At 62.1% G+C, this 18,455-nt stretch carries 7 protein-coding genes; 4 read left to right on the top strand and 3 right to left on the bottom strand.

The window, feature by feature from the left end:
- Positions 1-62: 62 nt before the first annotated feature.
- On the bottom strand, positions 63-647 hold the full coding sequence (locus SNL23_RS02450; protein WP_318301513.1) for a TetR/AcrR family transcriptional regulator: 585 nt from the start codon (positions 645-647) through the stop codon (positions 63-65).
- A gap of 133 nt (positions 648-780) precedes the next feature.
- Between SNL23_RS02450 and SNL23_RS02445 the strand changes: the two genes are divergently transcribed.
- Positions 781-1,953 carry an MFS transporter gene (locus SNL23_RS02445; protein WP_318301512.1) on the top strand — a complete coding sequence of 391 codons (1,173 nt, stop codon included), beginning with the start codon at positions 781-783 and terminating at the stop codon, positions 1,951-1,953.
- Here the strand turns inward: SNL23_RS02445 and SNL23_RS02440 are convergent, their stop codons facing one another.
- Complete coding sequence (locus tag SNL23_RS02440) at positions 1,954-2,310, bottom strand: type II toxin-antitoxin system HicB family antitoxin (RefSeq protein WP_076014294.1); 357 nt, start codon at positions 2,308-2,310, stop codon at positions 1,954-1,956. It lies immediately after the preceding gene.
- Positions 2,307-2,558, bottom strand: a complete 252-nt coding sequence (locus SNL23_RS02435; protein WP_076014293.1) for a type II toxin-antitoxin system HicA family toxin — start codon at positions 2,556-2,558, stop codon at positions 2,307-2,309. Before SNL23_RS02435 ends, SNL23_RS02440 begins: the two co-directional genes overlap by 4 nt.
- 189 nt (positions 2,559-2,747) lie before the next feature.
- Here SNL23_RS02435 and SNL23_RS02430 point away from each other — a divergent pair, with 189 nt between their 5' ends.
- The 3 genes from SNL23_RS02430 to SNL23_RS02420 all read left to right on the top strand — a co-directional run bounded on the left by SNL23_RS02430 (position 2,748) and on the right by SNL23_RS02420 (position 18,351).
- Positions 2,748-3,731: a TauD/TfdA family dioxygenase gene (locus tag SNL23_RS02430; RefSeq protein ID WP_318301511.1), complete on the top strand. Its 984-nt coding sequence runs from the start codon at positions 2,748-2,750 to the stop codon at positions 3,729-3,731.
- A gap of 155 nt (positions 3,732-3,886) precedes the next feature.
- Positions 3,887-10,432 carry a non-ribosomal peptide synthetase gene (locus tag SNL23_RS02425; RefSeq protein ID WP_318301510.1) on the top strand — a complete coding sequence of 2,182 codons (6,546 nt, stop codon included), beginning with the start codon at positions 3,887-3,889 and terminating at the stop codon, positions 10,430-10,432.
- Positions 10,433-10,434: 2 nt separating this feature from the next.
- Positions 10,435-18,351, top strand: coding sequence for a non-ribosomal peptide synthetase (locus SNL23_RS02420; protein ID WP_318301509.1), 7,917 nt, complete (start codon positions 10,435-10,437; stop codon positions 18,349-18,351).
- Positions 18,352-18,455: the final 104 nt, after the last annotated feature.

Raw genomic sequence — 18,455 nt, 5'->3', positions numbered from 1 at the left:
GTAGCCGTTACCTAAATAACGGATATGCCCCCCTGGATCCTGACAACCCCCGCCGCACTCGTTCAGCGAACGACATGGAGCTTCAACCCGCGCAACAACAACTCCAACCCATGCAAGGCTTCTTCCAGCCGCGCCCCCGGGTCTCCATCCTGAACGATCCACAGCGATGCGCTTACCAGGCTGCCATTGATCAGCCTCGCCAGCGCCTGGCTGCACGCCTGCTCGACGAGGCCCGCCTGCATCAGGTCATCGAGCAAACGGCGCAGCGAGTCCACGCATTGCTGCTGGTCAGTTGCGCCCAGCACTGCCGGGGCATCCTGCAATACGATGCGCTGGACCTCGGGATCCTGAGCCATGCGCAAATAAACTCGGCAGCGCTCGCAAAACCCTTCCCAAGGATTAACGGCCTGTTCCGAGATACGCTGCAGGCTCGCGTCCATTTCACCGTCCAACTGCGCAACCACCGCCGCCAGCAAGCCTTTCTTGTCGCCAAAATGATGGTACAACGCTCCCCGGGTCAGGCCGGCGCGCGCGGTGAAATCGTCCATCGACGTTTGGGCGTAACCTTGCGTGGCGAAGGCCTGGCGGGCGCTGGCGATCAGGCGGGCGCGGGTGTCTTCGATCATGTCGGCACGGGCTCGGCTCATGGGTAAGGCTCGCAATAGGTGATTGACATACGGTGCGTATGTTACGCATGATTTATCACATACGCACCGTATGTATTTTGCCCCGAATACTTCGAATAGCAAGTTTCAGGGTGCTCAGGAAGAGGTTACACACATGGCAAACCCCTACGCCGAGCTGTTCCAGGCGCCAGGTTCCAGGGCTTTTGTATTGGCGGGCATGCTCGCCCGCATGCCGATCTCCATGACCGGCATCGGCTTGATCACCATGCTGTCGCAAGTGCACGGCGGTTACGGTTTGGCCGGTGCGGTGACGGCCACCTTCGCACTGGCCACCGCGTTTTGCGCGCCCCAGGTCTCACGGCTGGTAGACCGCTACGGCCAGGGCCGGGTGTTGCCGGTGGCTGCTTCCATCGGCGGCGGCGCGCTGTTGCTGCTGTTGCTCTGCACCCGCTTGCAGGCGCCGACGTGGACGCTGTTCATCTTCGCCGCCCTGGCCGGTTGCATGCCCAACATGTCGGCCATGGTGCGGGCGCGCTGGACCGAGTTGTATCGCGGTCAGCCCAAGTTGCAAACCGCGTTTGCCCTGGAGTCGGTGCTCGATGAGGTGGTGTTCATTGTCGGCCCGCCGGTTTCGGTGGGCTTGTGTGTGCTGCTGTTTCCCGAAGCGGGGCCGTTAATTGCGGCACTGTTTTTGGCAGTGGGCGTGACCGCCTTTGTGCTGCAACGCCAGACCGAACCACCGGTGCATGAACACCACGCCGAACACGGCCGTTGGCTGATCGCCTCGCCCTCGGTGTTGATCCTGATGGTGCTGTTGATGGCCATGGGCGTCATCGTCGGCGTGGTGGATGTGGTCAGCGTCGCCTTCGCCCAGCATCAAGGCCAGCCAGCCGCCGCGAGCATTGTGCTGTCGGTGTACGCCATCGGTTCGTGCCTGGCCGGGCTGGCGTTTGGCGCGCTCAAGTTGAAAGCACCGCTGCCGCGCCAGTTCCTGTACTGCGGCGTGGCGACGGCGATCACCACGTTGCCGTTGCTGCTGGTGACGAACATTCCCGGGTTGGCGGCGGCGATCTTCATCTCCGGGCTGTTCTTCGCCCCGACATTGATCGTGTCCATGGCCCTGGTGGAGCAAATCGTCCCGCCGAGCCGTTTGACCGAAGGCATGACCTGGCTGATCACCGGCCTGAGCATCGGCGTGGCCATTGGCGCCGCCAGTTCCGGCTGGATGATCGACAACTTCGGCGCCCCCAGCGGGTTCTGGGTGGCGCTGGCGGCGGGGGCGGTGGTGCTTGGGGCGGCGGTGTTGGGGTATCGGCGGTTGGGCTGATTACCCTGCAACGAGTGCGCCGCGATGTTGCAGGAATTCGTTCAGCGCTTGCCGCGTGAGGTCGTTCAGCGTGACTTTTTGCCGGGTCGCCGCGAGGGCGGCGGCTAAATGGAGGTCGTGGCCGACACGGACGTTGAACGAGCCCTTGCAGGGCTTTTCCGGTGTTTGCCCAAGGCCTTCGCAGGTCGCGATATAGTCGTCTACCGCGTTGCAAAAGGCCGCGTCCAGTTCGGCGACGGTTTTACCCTCATAGCTGACCAGTGCCTTGATGAAAAGCAGCTTTCCGAACAGGCAATTGTCTTCGATGCTGGCTTCGATGGAGCCGATGTAGCCTTTGTGTTTCAGCTGATTGTTCACTGAATCAGTTCTCCTGATTTCAATTGTTCGATGATTTGGCGCCGAATGTAGTGTTTCAGTTCGTTGCCGGGGTGAGGCTTGTGCAGGGTGATCATTGCACAGGGGTCGCCCTTGTCGAACCTGACCCGGCTACCCGCCCCTTCGATTTGCGTGTAGCCCAGGCGCCCCAGCAGCGTGACGAGTTCGGGCCAGGTAAACGCTGATTGCTCATTGAGCAGTTTGGCCAGCAGCTTTTCATTTTTCGACACGGCGATCCTTGCCTGTAACTAAATGTAGTTGCAATTGATGGGTTGAGTCAATGATAGGACAGCCTCGCCGAGCCACTCGGTGTTTGATGTAACCCTTGATGACACTGCTGCCTGCGCAACAAATCCCCCGCTAATTTTTCCCCTCCGGATTCGTTTTATAGGGACGACGTGCCTTTGGAGCCGAGCCACATGAACGTACTGCTGGAATTCAATGCCTTCCCTTTGTTGAGTGAGCGGGGCAGCTTGCCATTGTTGATTGAGGCCCCGGAGCCTGGTCTCGGATTGATGGATGTGTTCAATGAGCTTCAACCGCTGGTTGAACAGCATCTGCCGCAGGCGGGTGGCATCCTGTTTCGCGGCTTTGAGGTGGGCGGTGTGGACGAGTTTCGCCAGTTTGCTCAGGCATTTGGTCATCCGTTGCTCAATTACGAGTTTGGCTCCACACCGCGCAGCAATGTCACCCAAGGCGTCTACACCTCGACCGAATACCCTGCGCATCAGAGCATTCCGTTGCACAACGAGCAGGCCTACACCCTCGAGTGGCCAATGAAAATCTGGTTCTACAGCGTGATTGCCGCGCAGACCGGCGGTGAAACGCCGATTGCCGATAGTCGGGAGGTGTACCGCCGAATGCCGGAGTATGTTCGCCAGCGTTTTATCGAGAAGGGCCTGATGTATGTGCGCAATTATGGCAATGGCCTGGATGTGGGATGGGAGCAGGTATTCAACACCGAAGATCGGGGTGTGGTAGAGGCCTATTGCCAAGCGCACGCCATCGAGTGGGAGTGGAAAGACGATGGCGAGCTGCGCACGCGCCAGACCTGCCAGGCGGTGGCCCGGCACCCGTCGACCGGCGATTGGGTGTGGTTCAATCAGGCGCACTTGTTCCATGTCTCCAACCTGCCGGACGAGGTGCGGGAAACCTTGCTGGACATCGTCGATGAAGAGGACCTGCCCCGTAACGTTTATTACGGTGACGGCTCGCCCATCGAGGCCGAGGTGCTGGACGAGGTGCGTCGGGTACTGGACGAGTGCGCTATCCGTTTTCCCTGGCAGGCGGGGGATGTGCTGATGCTCGACAACATGCTCGCCGCTCATGCGCGTTCGCCCTTTACCGGGCCCCGGAAGGTGGTCGTGGCGATGGCACAAGGTTATAGCGAGCAACCTCGCTGAACCCTTACTTGGCGAGCCCAGGCGCAGCGCCCAACGGCGTTGCGTGCAGGTGATCGGCCTGCGGCTTTCCTGGCTAAATTAGCCTCTCCCTTGCTCGTTCTACTGGAAACGCCTTGGCCCGCAGGCCAGGCCGCAGATCAGTAAGGACGGAATGCATGAACGCTCAAGATTCACTTAGACTCGCTCGTCGTTTTATCGAGTTGCCTGCGCCGAAGCGGCATTTGTTTCTTGAGGCCTTGAAAGCGGAGAACGTCGACTTTTCGCTTTTTCCCATTGCGTCCGATGTGCAGGTGGCGGAGCGGGACGCCTTGTCCTATGCGCAACAGCGTATGTGGTTTGCCTGGCAATTGGACCCGCGTGGCAGTGCCTACAATCTGCCCATGGCCGTGACGTTGCTGGGTGAGGTGGATCAGCAAGCGTTGCAGCAGGCTGTCGATAGTCTGCTGGACCGTCACGAAACCTTGCGTACGGTGTTTCGCGAGCAGGATGACCAGGTGCTTCAGCACGTCCTTGATGCCGGGGAGGTCAGGGTCGAATTCATCGACTTTTCAGCGTTCGAAGACGCTGAGCGCGACGGGCGGATCGACACAGTCACCCGTGCCGAAGCCCTTGCACCGTTCGATCTGATTCAAGGGCCTTTGCTGCGTATCAAGTTGCTGAAGAAAAACCATGACGAACACCTGTTGCTGGTGACGTTGCACCACATCGTCGCCGATGGTTGGTCGATGGGGGTTCTGATCGATGAACTGGTGCGGCTCTACGATGCTGCCAGTTCGGGTGAAACGGCAACGTTGCCGGCCTTGCCCATTCAGTACCGCGATTACGCACTGTGGCAGCGCAGTTGGCTGGAAGCGGGTGAGCAGGCACGGCAACTGACGTATTGGCTGGACAAGCTCGGTGACGAGCATCCGGTCCTCGAATTACCGGCCGACCGTCCACGGCCTGCGGTGCCGGGGCATCGTGGCGAGCAGTACGCCGTGGATATCGATCCGCAATTGGCAGCCCAACTGAGGGGTGTCGCCAGAAAACACAATGTCACCCTGTTTATGCTGATGCTGGCTTCCTTCAGTGTGTTGTTGTACCGCTACAGCGGGCAAAACATTCAGCGCGTCGGGGTGCCGGTTGCCAATCGGCAGCGTACTGAGGTCGAGGGGTTGATCGGGTGTTTTATCAATACCCAAGTGCTGCACACCCACATTGACCCATTGATCGATACGGCTGAGCTGTTGCGCCGGGTCAAGGCCAGCGCGCTGGAGGCACAGTCCTTTCAGGACCTGCCGTTCGAGAAACTGGTGGAGGTGCTCAACCTTGACCGCAGCACCGCCCACAGTCCTTTGTTCCAAGTGTTGTTCAACCACCAGGCGAACGTGACGGACGTCCAGACCATCAAGACCCGCTCCGGGCTGGTGCTGGAAAAATCCCCTCTGCCCAAGACCACGGCGCGCTTCGACCTGGCCCTCGATACCGTTGAAAGTGACGGGCAGTTGCAGGCGGCGTTTACCTTTGCTGTCGACCTGTTTGACCGGGCGACCATTGCCCGTCTGGCTGAGCATTGGGTGCAGGTGCTGCGGGGCCTGGCGCAGGAAACCGTACTGCCCATCGGTGAATGGCCCTTGGGTGATCAATTGCGGCCTCAGGACGGGCTTACCGTCGAGCCGGACACCTGCGTGCACAGCCTGATTGAACAGGTTGCCCGGGATTTTCCCGAGCGTGTGGCAGCGGTCCATGAGGGCCACACCATCAGCTACGGCGAGCTGAACCGCCAGGCCGGGCAGTTGCAGCAGCAGTTGCAGGCGGCAGGGGTTGTGCCTGAGCAGGCAGTGGGTGTGGTGGCCGACCGGTCACCGGGCATGCTGGTGGGCATGCTGGCGATCCTCAAGTGCGGTGCAGCCTATGTGCCCCTTGAGCCTGACCAGCCGGCCCAGCGCCTGGCCTTTATGCTTGAAGATGCGGGCATTGTTCACGTCCTCGCCCCCTCGAATTGGGCGCAAACGTTGCCGGTGGGCATACAGTCGATCGCCTTCGACCGCATCGCGGATCTGCCGGGTACGGCACCTTGCGTTGAGGTTGCGCCGGGTAATCTGGCTTACATCATCTACACCTCCGGCACCACTGGCACGCCCAAGGGGGTCGCGGTCTCCCATGGTGCGCTGGTCAACTACGTGCAGGCTGTTTCACGGCGCTTGCCGATGGCCGACATCCAGAACCTGGCGATGACTTCCACCCCGGCTGCGGACCTTGGGCACACGGTGTTTTACGGTGCGCTGTGCAATGGCAAGACTGTGCACCTGTTGAGCAAGGAACGGGTGCTGGATGCGGATGCATTTGCGACCTACATGACCGAACACCGGATCGATGCGCTGAAGATCGTACCGTCGCACCTGGACGCCATGCTTTCGGCCAGTGGCAGCGGTGCAGTGTTGCCCCGCGAGTGCCTGGTTCTCGGTGGCGAAGCCTGCTCCGAGGCTTTGCTGTCGCGGATTGCCGGGTTTTCTCCAGCGCTTGCGGTCATCAATCACTACGGGCCGACCGAAGGTACGGTGGGGGCGCTGACGGCGCCGCTGGTCGCCGGGCAACCGCTTCATTTGGGTGACCCGCTGGACAGCGTGCGGGTACAGGTACTGGACGCGAGCCTGCTGCCAACACTCGGCGGCGCCAAGGGTGAATTGCACATCGCGGGCGTTGGCCTCGCGCGCGGTTACGTTGCTCATCCGGGGCTGACGGCCGAGCGCTTCGTGCCGGACCCGAATGGCCCGGCGGGCTCACGGATGTATCGCACCGGCGACTTTGTGCGGCGTGACCCGACTGGCGCTTTGCGGTTTATCGGGCGCATGGACCATCAGGTGAAAATTCGTGGCTATCGGGTCGAGCCTGGCGAAGTCGAGCAGCGTCTGCAAGCGCTGCCGGGCGTCAGGAAGGCGCTGGTCCGGGTCACTGGTGTGCCCGATGCGTTGCAATTGGTTGCGTACGTGGTTGCCAGCCAGGCGCCACAGGACGAGGCGGCCCTGAAAGCTTCAGGCGTCGAGCTGCAACAGGCGCTCAGGGGCTTTATGCCCGAGCACATGATCCCTGGGCAGATCGTTTTTCTTGATGAAATGCCCCTCACTGCCAACGGTAAGGTCGACGCCAGCCGTTTGCCGGCCCCAGGCGCTGCGGGTGATGAGCGGCAGTACGAGGCACCCGTCACCGACCATGAAAAACTCATGGCCAGCATCTGGGCAGAGGTGCTCGGGGTCAAGCGTGTGGGGTTGGCCGACAACTTCTTTGCCTTGGGCGGACACTCGTTGCTGGCCACGCAAATCGTCTCCCGGGCGCGCCGCCAGTTGGGCCTGGATATCCCGTTGCGATTGCTGTTCGACACCGCGGACTTGCGCAGTTTCTGCGCCGAGATCACCGGCCAGGCCGGCGCGGATGACGCGCCGTTTCGAATCCTTGATCGCCAGCAGAACCTTGCGGTGTCTCATGCCCAGCACCGGCAATGGTTGTTCTGGAAAATTCACCCGCAGAGCTCGGCCTACAACACGCCAATGGCCGTGCGAGTCAGCGGTTCCCTGGACAAGCTGGCGCTGCGCGCGGCATTCGATGCGCTGGTGGCACGCCATGAAAGCCTGCGCACGGTGTTTGTCGAAGAGCAGGGCGTGCCCTGTCTGAAAGTCCTGCCGAGCCTTTCGGTGCCCCTCGCCGAGGAATGCATCGGTGCGTTGCAGGGCCAGGCTTTGGAGCTCAAGTTGCAGGAGGAGATCCAGCGCCCCTTTGACCTGGCGAACGGCCCGTTGCTGCGTATCAAACTGCTGCAAGTCGGGGCCGAGGAGCATTTGCTGTTGCTGACGCTGCACCACATCGTTTCCGATGGCTGGTCCATGAGTGTGATGGTGCGTGAGTGCATCGCCAGCTACAACGCCCGGGTTTCGGGGCAGGCACCTGTCGCGCTTGCGCCGCTGGCTGTGCAATACGCGGACTATGCCACGTGGCAGCGCGAGCGCCTCAACGACGGGCAGATGCAGGCCCAACTGGGCTACTGGAAAGCCCGCCTGGAAGATGACTTCAGCGTGCTGGAGCTGCCCGCCGACCGCGTTCGGCCGCAGGTCCAGAGCTACCGCGGCGGGCGCATCGACGTGCGCCTGCCCGCTGAGCTGGCGGCCGGTTTGCGCCGCTTGGCGGTGAGCGCCAATGCCACCTTGTTCCACATTTTCCTGGCTTCTTTCGGCTTGCTGCTGGCGCGTTACAGTGCCACTGAAAAGATCAACGTCGGTGTGCCGGTGACCAACCGCAACCGCCTGGAACTGGAAGGCCTGATTGGCTTTTTCGTCAACACCCTGGTGGTGCGGGTCGGGGTGGATTTTACCGCGACCTTCAATCAGCTACTGGCCCAGGTCAAGGAAACCAGCCTGCAGGCCCAGGCCAACAAAGACATCCCCTTCGACGTGCTGGTGGAGGAGTTGGCGCCGGAGCGTGGCCTTGGCCATAACCCGTTGTTCCAGGTGATGTACAACCACATGCGTGACCTGGGCGAACAGGTCACCGGGCAGAGCCTGATCGGTGCGGATGTGCAGGAACTCGACCTGATCGAAGGCACCTCGCAGTTCGATTTGTCGCTCGATACCGTGGAGCGTTCGGACGGTGTACTGGCGACGTTCGTGTATGCCAGTGATCTGTTTGACCACGCCCGCATCGAACGCATGGCTGAACATTGGTTGAACCTGTTGCACGCCCTGGCTGCACAACCCCAAGTGAGCGTCGACCGGTTACCGTTGTTCTCGCCGCAGGAGCAGGTACGCCTTGAGCGCGACTGGTGCCAGGGTGCACAGACCACCCACTTGGCCGATACCGCGGTGGCGCGCCTGTTCGAAGCGCGTGTGCACGAGCAGCCCCAGGCACCGGCGCTGCTGATGGGTGATGAGCAACTGAGCTACGCCGAGCTGAATCGCCAGGCCAACCGCCTGGCCCATAAGCTGCGTGAACTGGGTGTGGGGCCGGAAGTGTTGGTTGGGGTTGCCGTTGAGCGCAGCCTGGACATGGTGATCGGCCTGCTGGCCATCCTCAAGGCCGGCGGCGCCTACGTACCGCTGGACCCGGACTATCCCCGTGAGCGCCTGGCCTACATGATGGAAGACAGCGCGATTGTCCTGCTGCTGACCCAGACGGCCCTGCAGTCCCGGCTGCCGATTCCGCCGGGGCTGCCCAGCCTGTGCCTCGACCAGCCGGACGACTGGCTCGCCGCCTACAGCGCCGACAACCTGGCCGTGCCTGTTGACCCGCAGTCCCTGGCGTATGTGATGTACACCTCGGGTTCCACCGGGCGGCCCAAGGGCGTGGCGATTAATCAGGGCTCCCTGAGCCTGCACGCCCAGGTATCGCTGGGGTTCTTCAACCTGTCGGCGAGCGACCGGATCCTGCAATTCGCCACCTTCAACTTCGATGGGTTTGTCGAGCAGTTGTACCCCGCACTCACGTGCGGCGCCTCGGTGGTGATACGCGGGCCGGCGTTGTGGGACAGCGGAACGTTCTACCGTGAATTGATCGACAAGGACATCAGCGTGGTCGACCTGACCACTGCCTACTGGTTCATGTTGGCCAAGGACTTCGCCGCCAAGGGGCCGCGCGATTACGGGCGCCTGCACCAGTTGCACGCAGGTGGCGAAGCCATGCCGCCGGAGGGTGTCGTGGCGTGGAAACAGGCAGGCCTGGGCCATGTACGGTTGCTCAATACCTATGGGCCGACCGAAGCCACCGTTACTGTCACCGCTCATGACTGCACGGCGTTCGCGGCGCCAGACAGTTCGGCACCGCCGGCGTTGATGCCTATCGGCAAGGCCTTGGGCGGGCGCTCGATTTACCTGTTGGATAACGGTGCGGCCCTGACCGCTCCCGGCGCTATTGGTGAGCTGCAGATCGGCGGCGGCCTGTTGGCGCGCGGCTACCACAATCGCCCTGCGCTGACGGCGGAACGTTTTATCCCCGACCCGTTCAGCGAACATCCTGGAGGTCGCCTGTACCGCACGGGCGACCTGGCACGCTACGTTGAAGACGGCGTAATCGAATACGTCGGCCGCATTGATCATCAGGTGAAGATTCGTGGCTTTCGCATCGAACTCGGGGAAATCAGTGCGCGGCTGTTGGAGCACCCGGCGCTGGGCGACGCCTTGGTCATCGATATCGATGGCGTGCTCGGCAAGCAACTGGTGGGCTACCTGGTGCCGACCGATGCGGCCATCCTGCATGCCGACGCCGAGGTCCAGGCCGCGTTGCTGGGGCGCATTCGCGAGGACTTGAGAAGCAGCCTGCCGGACTACATGGTGCCCGCGCACCTGATGTGGATGGCCGAGCTGCCCCTGACCCCCAACGGCAAGCTCGACCGCAAGGCCTTGCCGGCCCCGGATGCCCGTCAGATGCAGGCCCATTACGTGGCCCCGGCCACGGAGCTTGAGCAACAACTGTGTGACATCTGGGCCACGGTGCTGCGCATCGAGCGGGTCGGCATGCACGACAACTTCTTTGAGCTGGGCGGCCACTCCTTGCTGGCGGCCCAGGCGATTTCCCGAATCAACACCCAACTGGGCATCGATATGCCAATTCGCCAGATCTTCGAGACACCTGTCTTGAGTGAGTTTTCACGAACCCTGGAAAGTGCCGGCCAATCGCTGACTGAAGCGGGCTTGTCCGATATCGAGCAACTGATGAACGAAATGACGGAGGCTTGAACATGGATAAGACTACAGCTGAACGGATTGCCAAGCGCTTCGTTGGCCTGCCACTGGAGCAGCGCCGCCAGATCCTGGAAAAAATGCAGGCCACCGGCCAGAGCTTCAAGCTGTTGCCGATTGCGGCTACCCGTCATGACGTGGCACGCATCCCGCTGTCGTATGCGCAACAGCGCATGATGTTCCTGTGGCAACTGGAACCCGACAGCTCCTTCTACAACATCCCGATGGCCGTGAGCCTCAAGGGCGAGCTGAGCCTCGACGCGTTGAACCAGGCGTTAAGCCAACTGGTGCAGCGCCACGAAACCCTGCGGACGCGCCTGGTCTCTCAGGACGGCGAGTTTTACCAGGAGATCCTCGAACACCCAAGCGTTGTCCTGGAACACGAAGCTGTGGACGACCGTGCAACGCTCGACACCCTGGTCAAGCAGGAGCTGAGCCGGCCGTTCGATCTGCTCAACGACCCGCTGCTGCGGGTCAAACTGTTCCGCCTGGAGGCGCACGAGCATGTGTTGACGGTGTGCATGCACCATATCGTCAGTGACGGCTGGTCCAGCGAACTGATGGTCGAGACCTTCGTGCAGTGCTATGACAGCCTGGTGACCGGGCAGGCGATAAACCTGCCGCCGTTGCCGATCCAATACGCCGACTACGCCATCTGGCAGCGCGCCTGGCTGGAAGCGGGCGAGGGCGAGCGTCAGTTGCAGTATTGGCAACAGCAACTGGGCAGTGAGCAACCGGTGCTTGAGTTGCCTCTGGACCATCCGCGTCCAGCCCAGGCCAGCTACAAGGGCGCGGTGCTGCGGGCGGATATTGCGCCGGCCTTGTCGGCAAGCCTCAAGGCGCTGGCGCAGAAAAACGGCCAGACCCTGTTCATGCTGATGCTCTCGGCATTGGCCGTGGTGCTGTCGCGTTACAGCGGGCAGTCAGATATCCGCATCGGCGTGCCGAACGCCGGGCGCAATCGCAAGGACCTGGAGGGGCTGATCGGCTTCTTCATCAACACCCAGGTCATGCGGGTTCAGGTCGATGAATACACCACCTTCCAGGCGCTGCTTGAGCAGGTAAAACACGTGGTGGGGGGCGCACAATCCCATCAGGAATTGCCATTCGAGCAACTGGTGGATGCCCTGGCGCCGGAGCGCAACCTGAGCCACAACCCGCTGTTCCAGTTCAAGCTCAACCAAAACGTCGCGGGCGAAGCCAGCAGCGCAGGCGCGCGCAAGACGCTGAGCGGGTTGAGCGTCGAAGAGTTCCCCTTGAGCGGTGCTGACGCACGTTTTGACCTGGCGTTTGACTTCAGCGATAGCCCGAACGGTATCGAGGCCTGGTTCACCTACGCTACAGACTTGTTCGAAGCGCCGACCATTGCGCGTATCGCCCAGTCATTGCAGCAGTTGCTGCAGCAATTGGCACAGGCCCCGGACAGTCGCTTGCTCGACCATCCACCCGCCGCCCCGGCTTCCCTGGAAGGTGACGTGCTCGCGTTTGCGCACACCGATTTTCTCAGCCTGTGGCAGCAATCGCTGGAAATGGCGGGTGACACGCCAGCGGTGCGGTGTGGCAACCAAATGCTCACTTACCCGCAGCTGGAGCGCCAGTCGAACCAGTTGGCGGCTTACCTGCGTCAGCAGCAGATCGGCGCCGGCAGCCTGGTTGCCTTGTGCCAGGAGCGCTCCGTTGAGTGGGTCATCAGCATTCTTGCGGTGCTGAAAACCGGTGCGGCCTTCTTGCCGCTGGACGGCGCCCAGCCAACCGAACGCCTGCAAACGCTATTGGTCGACAGCGCTGCGGCCTTGCTGATTCGTCCTTCTGGCGATGAGCGGTTGGCGCAACTGGACGCCTGCCCGGTATTGGCCTTCGAACCGGCTACCTGGAGTCACTGCAATGAAGCGGCCGTGAGCCGCGACGTATTGCCGCAGCACACCGCCTATGTGATCTACACCTCGGGCTCCACCGGCCAACCCAAGGGCGTGGTACTCAGCCACCAAATGCTGGCCAACTATGTGCAAGGTGTCCTGGAGCGCTTGCAGGTACCGGCGGGGGCGAGCATGGCCATGGCATCGACCGTGGCGGCGGATTTGGGTCACACCATGCTGTTTGGCGCACTGGCCAGCGGCCGGCTGTTGCACCTGCTGACCAAGGACCATGCTTTCGACCCGGACAGTTTTGCCAGCTACATGAACGAGCATCAGGTGGATGTGCTGAAAATTGTGCCCAGTCACTTGCAGGGGCTGCTGCAGGCCGCCGACGCGGGTGCTGTGCTGCCTCGGCGCCTGCTGATTGTCGGTGGCGAGGCGTGCCCTTGGTCATTGGTCGACAAGGTGCGTCAACTGCATCCGGATTGCCGCGTGGTCAACCATTACGGGCCAACGGAAACCACCGTGGGGATTCTCAGTCATGAAGTGCTGGAAAACCTCGAGGGTTATCGCACCGTGCCGGTGGGCCGGCCGCTGGCCAACAGCCGGGTGCGGGTGCTGGATAGTGGGTTGAACCCCGTGCCTGAACGGGTGGCGGGTGAGTTGTACCTGGGCGGGCAGGGCGTTGCCCAGGGTTACCTGGGCCGTGCGGCACTGACCGCCGAGCGTTTTGTGCCAGACCCGCAGGCGCGTCACGGCGAGCGCCTGTATCGGGCAGGCGACCGGGCACGTGTCGAACAGGGCCGGGTGGAGTTTTTGGGCCGTGCCGATGAGCAAGTCAAAATTCGCGGTTACCGGGTTGAGCCTGGGGAAATCGCCGAGCTGTTACGCACCCTCGAGGGTGTGCAGGATGCGGTGGTCCTGGCGCAAGCCCTGGAAAGTGATCCGAGCCGTCTGCAACTGGTGGCTTACTGCGTGGCGGCCCCCGACATCAATGCTGCAACACTGGCCCCGCAGTTGCAGGCACGCTTGCCGGACTACATGGTCCCGGCCCATATCCTGCTGCTCGAGCGCTTGCCGCTGACCCTCAATGGCAAGCTCGACAAGCGTGCCTTGCCCCAGCCTGAAGTGGTCAGTCGCGAGTACGTGGCACCGGTGGGCGAGATTGAAGAGAAGCTCGCGAGTGTGTGGGCCGATGTGCTCAAGCTTGAGCAGGTGGGCACCACGGATAACTTCTTCGCGTTGGGCGGCGATTCAATCCTCAGCCTGCAAATCATTGCCCGGGCCAAACGCCAGGGCATCAAGATCACCCCTAAGCAACTGTTCGAAAAGCAGACCGTTGGTCTGTTGGCGCAAGTGGCCAAACGGGTTGAGGAAAAACCTCGCACCACGGCACCACAGCCGGTGCAGGAAGCAAATGGCAGGGTCCCGTTGTTGCCGATTCAGGCGCGGTTTTTCCAGACGCCTGTCGATCAGCGGCAGCGCTGGAACCAGTCAGTGCTGCTGACCCCCGCCGAACGCCTGGCCCCGGCTGCCCTGGAAACCGCATTGCAAGCGCTGGTGCAGGCCCATGACGCGTTGCGCATGAGTTTCAGCGAACAGCAAGGCCAATGGCGTGCGGAACTCCGGGCCCGTGCGCCTCAGCCTATCCTTTGGCAAAACACCCTGGATGACCTTGCGCACCTGCCCAATGCAGCCGATGAAGCCCAAGGCAGCCTCGACCTGAACGAGGGCCCGTTGGTGCGCGCGGTGCTGTTCGATCTGCCGGACGGCCAGCAACGTGTGCTGCTGGTGATTCACCATCTGGTGGTGGACGGTGTTTCCTGGCGCGTGCTGCTGGAGGACCTGCAAACCGCCTATCGACAGGCTGACCAGGGCGTCGCCATCACCCTGGACGCCAAGACCAGTTCGCTCAAACTGTGGGCCGCGAATCTGCAGCGCTATGCCGGCGAGGAAGCCCTGGCGGCTGAACGTGATTATTGGCTCAACGCGCTGGATCAGGGGAGCGCGGCGTTGCCGTGTGACTTCGTCGACGGTGCGCTGACCAATCGTCAGGCCGCCAACGTCTCTTCACGCCTGGACAAGGACCTGACCCACAAACTCCTCAAGCTGGCGCCCGTGGCGTATCGGACCCAGGTCAACGACTTGTTGTTGACTGCCCTGGCCCGCGTGCTGTGCCAGTGGAGCGGGCAGCCGGCGGTGAGCATTGCCCTGGAAGGTCATGGTCGCGAAGACCTGTTCGACGACATCGACCTGAGCCGCACCGTCGGTTGGTTCACCAGTTTGTTCCCGGTCAAGCTCACACCCCAGGCCTCGGTTGGCGAGAGCATCAAACACATCAAGCAGCAACTGTGGCAGGTGCCCAACAAGGGGATCGGCTACGGCGTGCTGCGTTACCTCGGTGCCGAGGCGTTTGCCGCTCAACTGCGTGCGCTGCCCGAAGCCCGGGTGACGTTCAATTACCTCGGGCAGTTCGACGGCAGTTTCGCCCGGGAGCAGGGCGCGCTGTTCGTACCGGCGAGCGAAGGCACCGGCAAGCGTCAGAGCGACGATGCGCCGCTGGGTAACTGGCTGAGCATCAATGGCCAGGTGTATGACGGCGAGCTGACCCTGGACTGGACCTTCAGCCGCGAGATGTTCCGCGAGGACACGGTGCAGCGCCTGGCCAGTGCCTACGAACAGGCACTCAAGGAAGTGATCGAACACTGCCTTGACGAGACCAGCCAAGGTGTCACGCCGGGGGACTTCCCGCTGGCCGGCCTGACCCAGCAGCAACTGGACCGCCTGCCGGTGGCTGCGCGGGACATCGAGGACATTTACCCGCTGTCGCCGATGCAGGAAGGCCTGTTATTGCACACCTTGCTGGAGCCCGGTTCGGGCATTTACATGATGCAGTACTGCTACCTGGTGGAGCACGGCATTGACGTGCCGGCCTTTATGCAGGCCTGGAAGCTCGTCGTCGGACGTCACGAAGTGCTGCGTACCTCATTCTGTTGGGATGTCAGCGAACGCATGGTGCAGATCGTTCACAGGCGACCGGAGCCGGCCATTCGTTTCTACGATTGGCAGCACGTCGACAGTGCCGATTACGAAAGCAAACTGGCTGTCGAGCTGGCGGAGGAATTGCACCAGGGCTTTGATCTGGCCAGGGAAGTACCGTTCCGCCTGCGCCTGATCCAGCTGGCGCCGGAGCGCTTCGGTTTTGTCTTCAGCAACCACCACGTGCTGTTGGACGCCTGGTGCCGAATGGGCATTGTGGATGAGTTCTTCAAAATCTATGACGGGCTGCTCAAGGGCGTGCCGGTGCAACTGCCGGTGCCTTCGCGCTACCGTGATTTTATTGCCTTGCTCGAAGGGTGGGATCAGGGTGCTTCCAAGCAATTCTGGACGGACAACCTGCGTGGCTTTGAGCGGCCGACGCCGTTGCCGTTCGACCACACCGTCAACCGTGAACAAGGCGAGGCGACGGTGGACGACCGGATCGTCTACTTCAGCCGCGAGCAGAGTGCCGCATTGGCTCAGAAGGCGCAGAGCGCGCAATTGACGGTCAATACTTTGGTGCAAGGTGCCTGGGCGATGCTGTTGCAACGTTACAGCGGCGAACGGGACGTACTGTTTGGCATCACCGTGGCGGGGCGGCCCATCGAGTTCCCGGAAATGCAGGCGACAGTAGGGCTGTTCATCAACAGTATTCCACTGCGCGTAGCCGTGCCGGGAGCGGAGTCCACGCAGAGTGCCAGGGCGTGGTTGCAGTCACTGTTCGAGCATAACCTGGGGTTGCGCGAGCATGAGCACCTGCCGTTGGTGACTGTCCAGGGTTGCAGTGAAATCGGCGCCGGGCAACCCCTGTTCGACAGCCTGTTCGTGTTCGAAAACGCGCCGGTGGAATCCAGCGTGGGGGTGCAGGCGGCGAGCATGAAAGTCCAGGCCGGGACCTCTCGCACCCACACTAACTACCCGATCACGGTGGTGGTGTACCCGGGTGAAGTGCTGGGCCTGCATTTGTCCTATGACCAGCGTCTGTTCGACGCGGCGACCATCGAAACCTTGCTGGCTGATTTCCAGGCCACGTTGCTGGCGCTGGCCGAAGGTCTGGATCAACCGTTCCATCAACTGCCGGGCCTGAGCCACGGCGTGTCCGAAGCCGATCAACTGCCGGCGTCACTCAACGAGGGCTATGCCCGGTTGTTCGGCGCAACCGTTGCGGACAACCGCCAGCGTATCGCCGCCAGTTGCCAGGGCCGTAGCTGGACCTATGACCAACTGGACGTGCAGTCCACCCAATTGGCCCGGGTCCTGCAATCGGCAGGCGTCGAGGCCGATGGCCTGGTCGCTGTGCTGGGTGAACGCGACCTGCCGTTGCTGGGCATGGTGATCGGTACGTTCAAGGCGGGTGCGGGCTACTTGTCCCTGGACCCGAACCTGCCGCTGAAACGCCTGACGGATGTACTGGGCCTGAGCCGTGCGTCGGTGCTGGTGTGCGACAGTGCGTGCCACACCCTTGCCCAGCAATTACTCGAGGGGCTTGAGCAGCCACCGGCCTTGCTCGTCTGGGAGCAGGTGCAGGCGCAACCGCCGCTGACCAACCCCTTGCGCGCACTGCCGATGGATGCCGGGCGCCTGTTGGCGTACGTGATCTTCACCTCAGGCTCCACCGGTGTGCCCAAGGGCGTGATGGTGGAACAGGCCGGTATGCTCAATAACCAATTGAGCAAAATTCCTTACCTGGGCTTGAGTGCGGCGGATGTGATTGCCCAGACGGCGTCCCAGAGTTTTGACATCAGTGTGTGGCAATTGCTCACCGCCACCTTGTGCGGTGCCAGGGTGCAAGTCATCCCGGATGCCATTGCCCAGGATCCGCAACAGTTGCTGGAGCATGTACGCACCACGGGCGTGAGCGTACTGGAGTGCGTCCCCGCGATGATTCAGGCGGTATTGGAGCTGCCCGCAGTAGCGTTGCCCGCCTTGCGTTACCTGCTGACCACGGGGGAAGCCATGCCGCCCGCACTCGCAGCACGCTGGCTGGAACGCTACCCGCAGATCGAGTTGATCAACGCCTATGGTCCTGCGGAATGCTCCGACGACGTGGCCCTGTACCGCGTCCGGGAGCCCGCTGGGCAAACGCACTTGCCGATTGGCACGCGCACCGATCACAACCGTTTGTATGTGCTGAATGATTTGCTCGAGCCGATGCCGGCACGGGCTACGGGTGAGCTGCATATTGCTGGTGTGGGAGTAGGGCGCGGCTACCTGGGTGACCCGGTGCGCACCGCCCTGAGTTTCGTTCCTGACCCGTTCAGCATCCATCCCGGCGGGCGCTTGTACCGCAGCGGCGACCTGGCCCGGCAACAGCCTGGCAGTGAGGTGCTGGAGTACATTGGCCGAGCCGATTTCCAAGTGAAGATTCGCGGCTATCGCATTGAACTCGGAGAGATCGAGGCGCGTCTGCAGGCTCACGAGGCGCTGCTGGGCGTGGTGGTTGTGGATGTCGAAGGTGTCGGTGGCAAGCAATTGGTTGCGTACTGCGTGCCTCGCGACCCGGCGCTGATCGAGGCCGGCCCGCAGGTGCTGGGCGCGCTGCGTACCGCGCTGGCGGAGCATGTACGTGCCAGCCTGCCGGGCTACATGGTGCCAGCGCAATGGGTGATGCTGCCTGCCTTGCCGTTGACCGCCAACGGCAAGCTGGACCGCAAGGCACTGCCGCAGCCCTCTGCCAGCCAGTTGCAGGCGGACTATATAGCGCCGGTGACTGAGCTGGAGCAACAGATGGCCGCAATCTGGGCTGATGTGTTGAAAGTGCCGCAGGCAGGCCTGGGTGACAACTTCTTCGAACTGGGTGGCCACTCGCTGCTGGTGGTGCAAGTGGTGGTGCGTGTGCGCGAGCAGTTATCGATCGAGGTCAGCCTGCGCGAACTGTTCGAACATCCGACCCTGGCCGCGTTCAGCAAGGTGGCTGCCGGCAAGCAGGACCAGAGTCAGACGATTCACAGCGAATTGGCTAAATCTTTGGAGGCCCTCAAACGTCTTACTACAGAGGAAATTGATGAGCTGACTTTGTAGGAGGGAGAGGGACACCTGACTCCCACATTGCAGCATTCAAGGAGCCGGACATTGTCCGGCTCTTTCATGTGTTCAACACCCCCGCGTGCCCCCGGGCGTTGAGC

Source organism: Pseudomonas sp. SED1 (genome assembly GCF_034044025.1).
In the GTDB taxonomy this organism is placed as follows: Bacteria; Pseudomonadota; Gammaproteobacteria; order Pseudomonadales; family Pseudomonadaceae; genus Aquipseudomonas.
The sequence above is the reverse complement of the archived record's forward strand: the minus strand, read 5'-3'. Positions and strand labels throughout refer to the sequence as shown.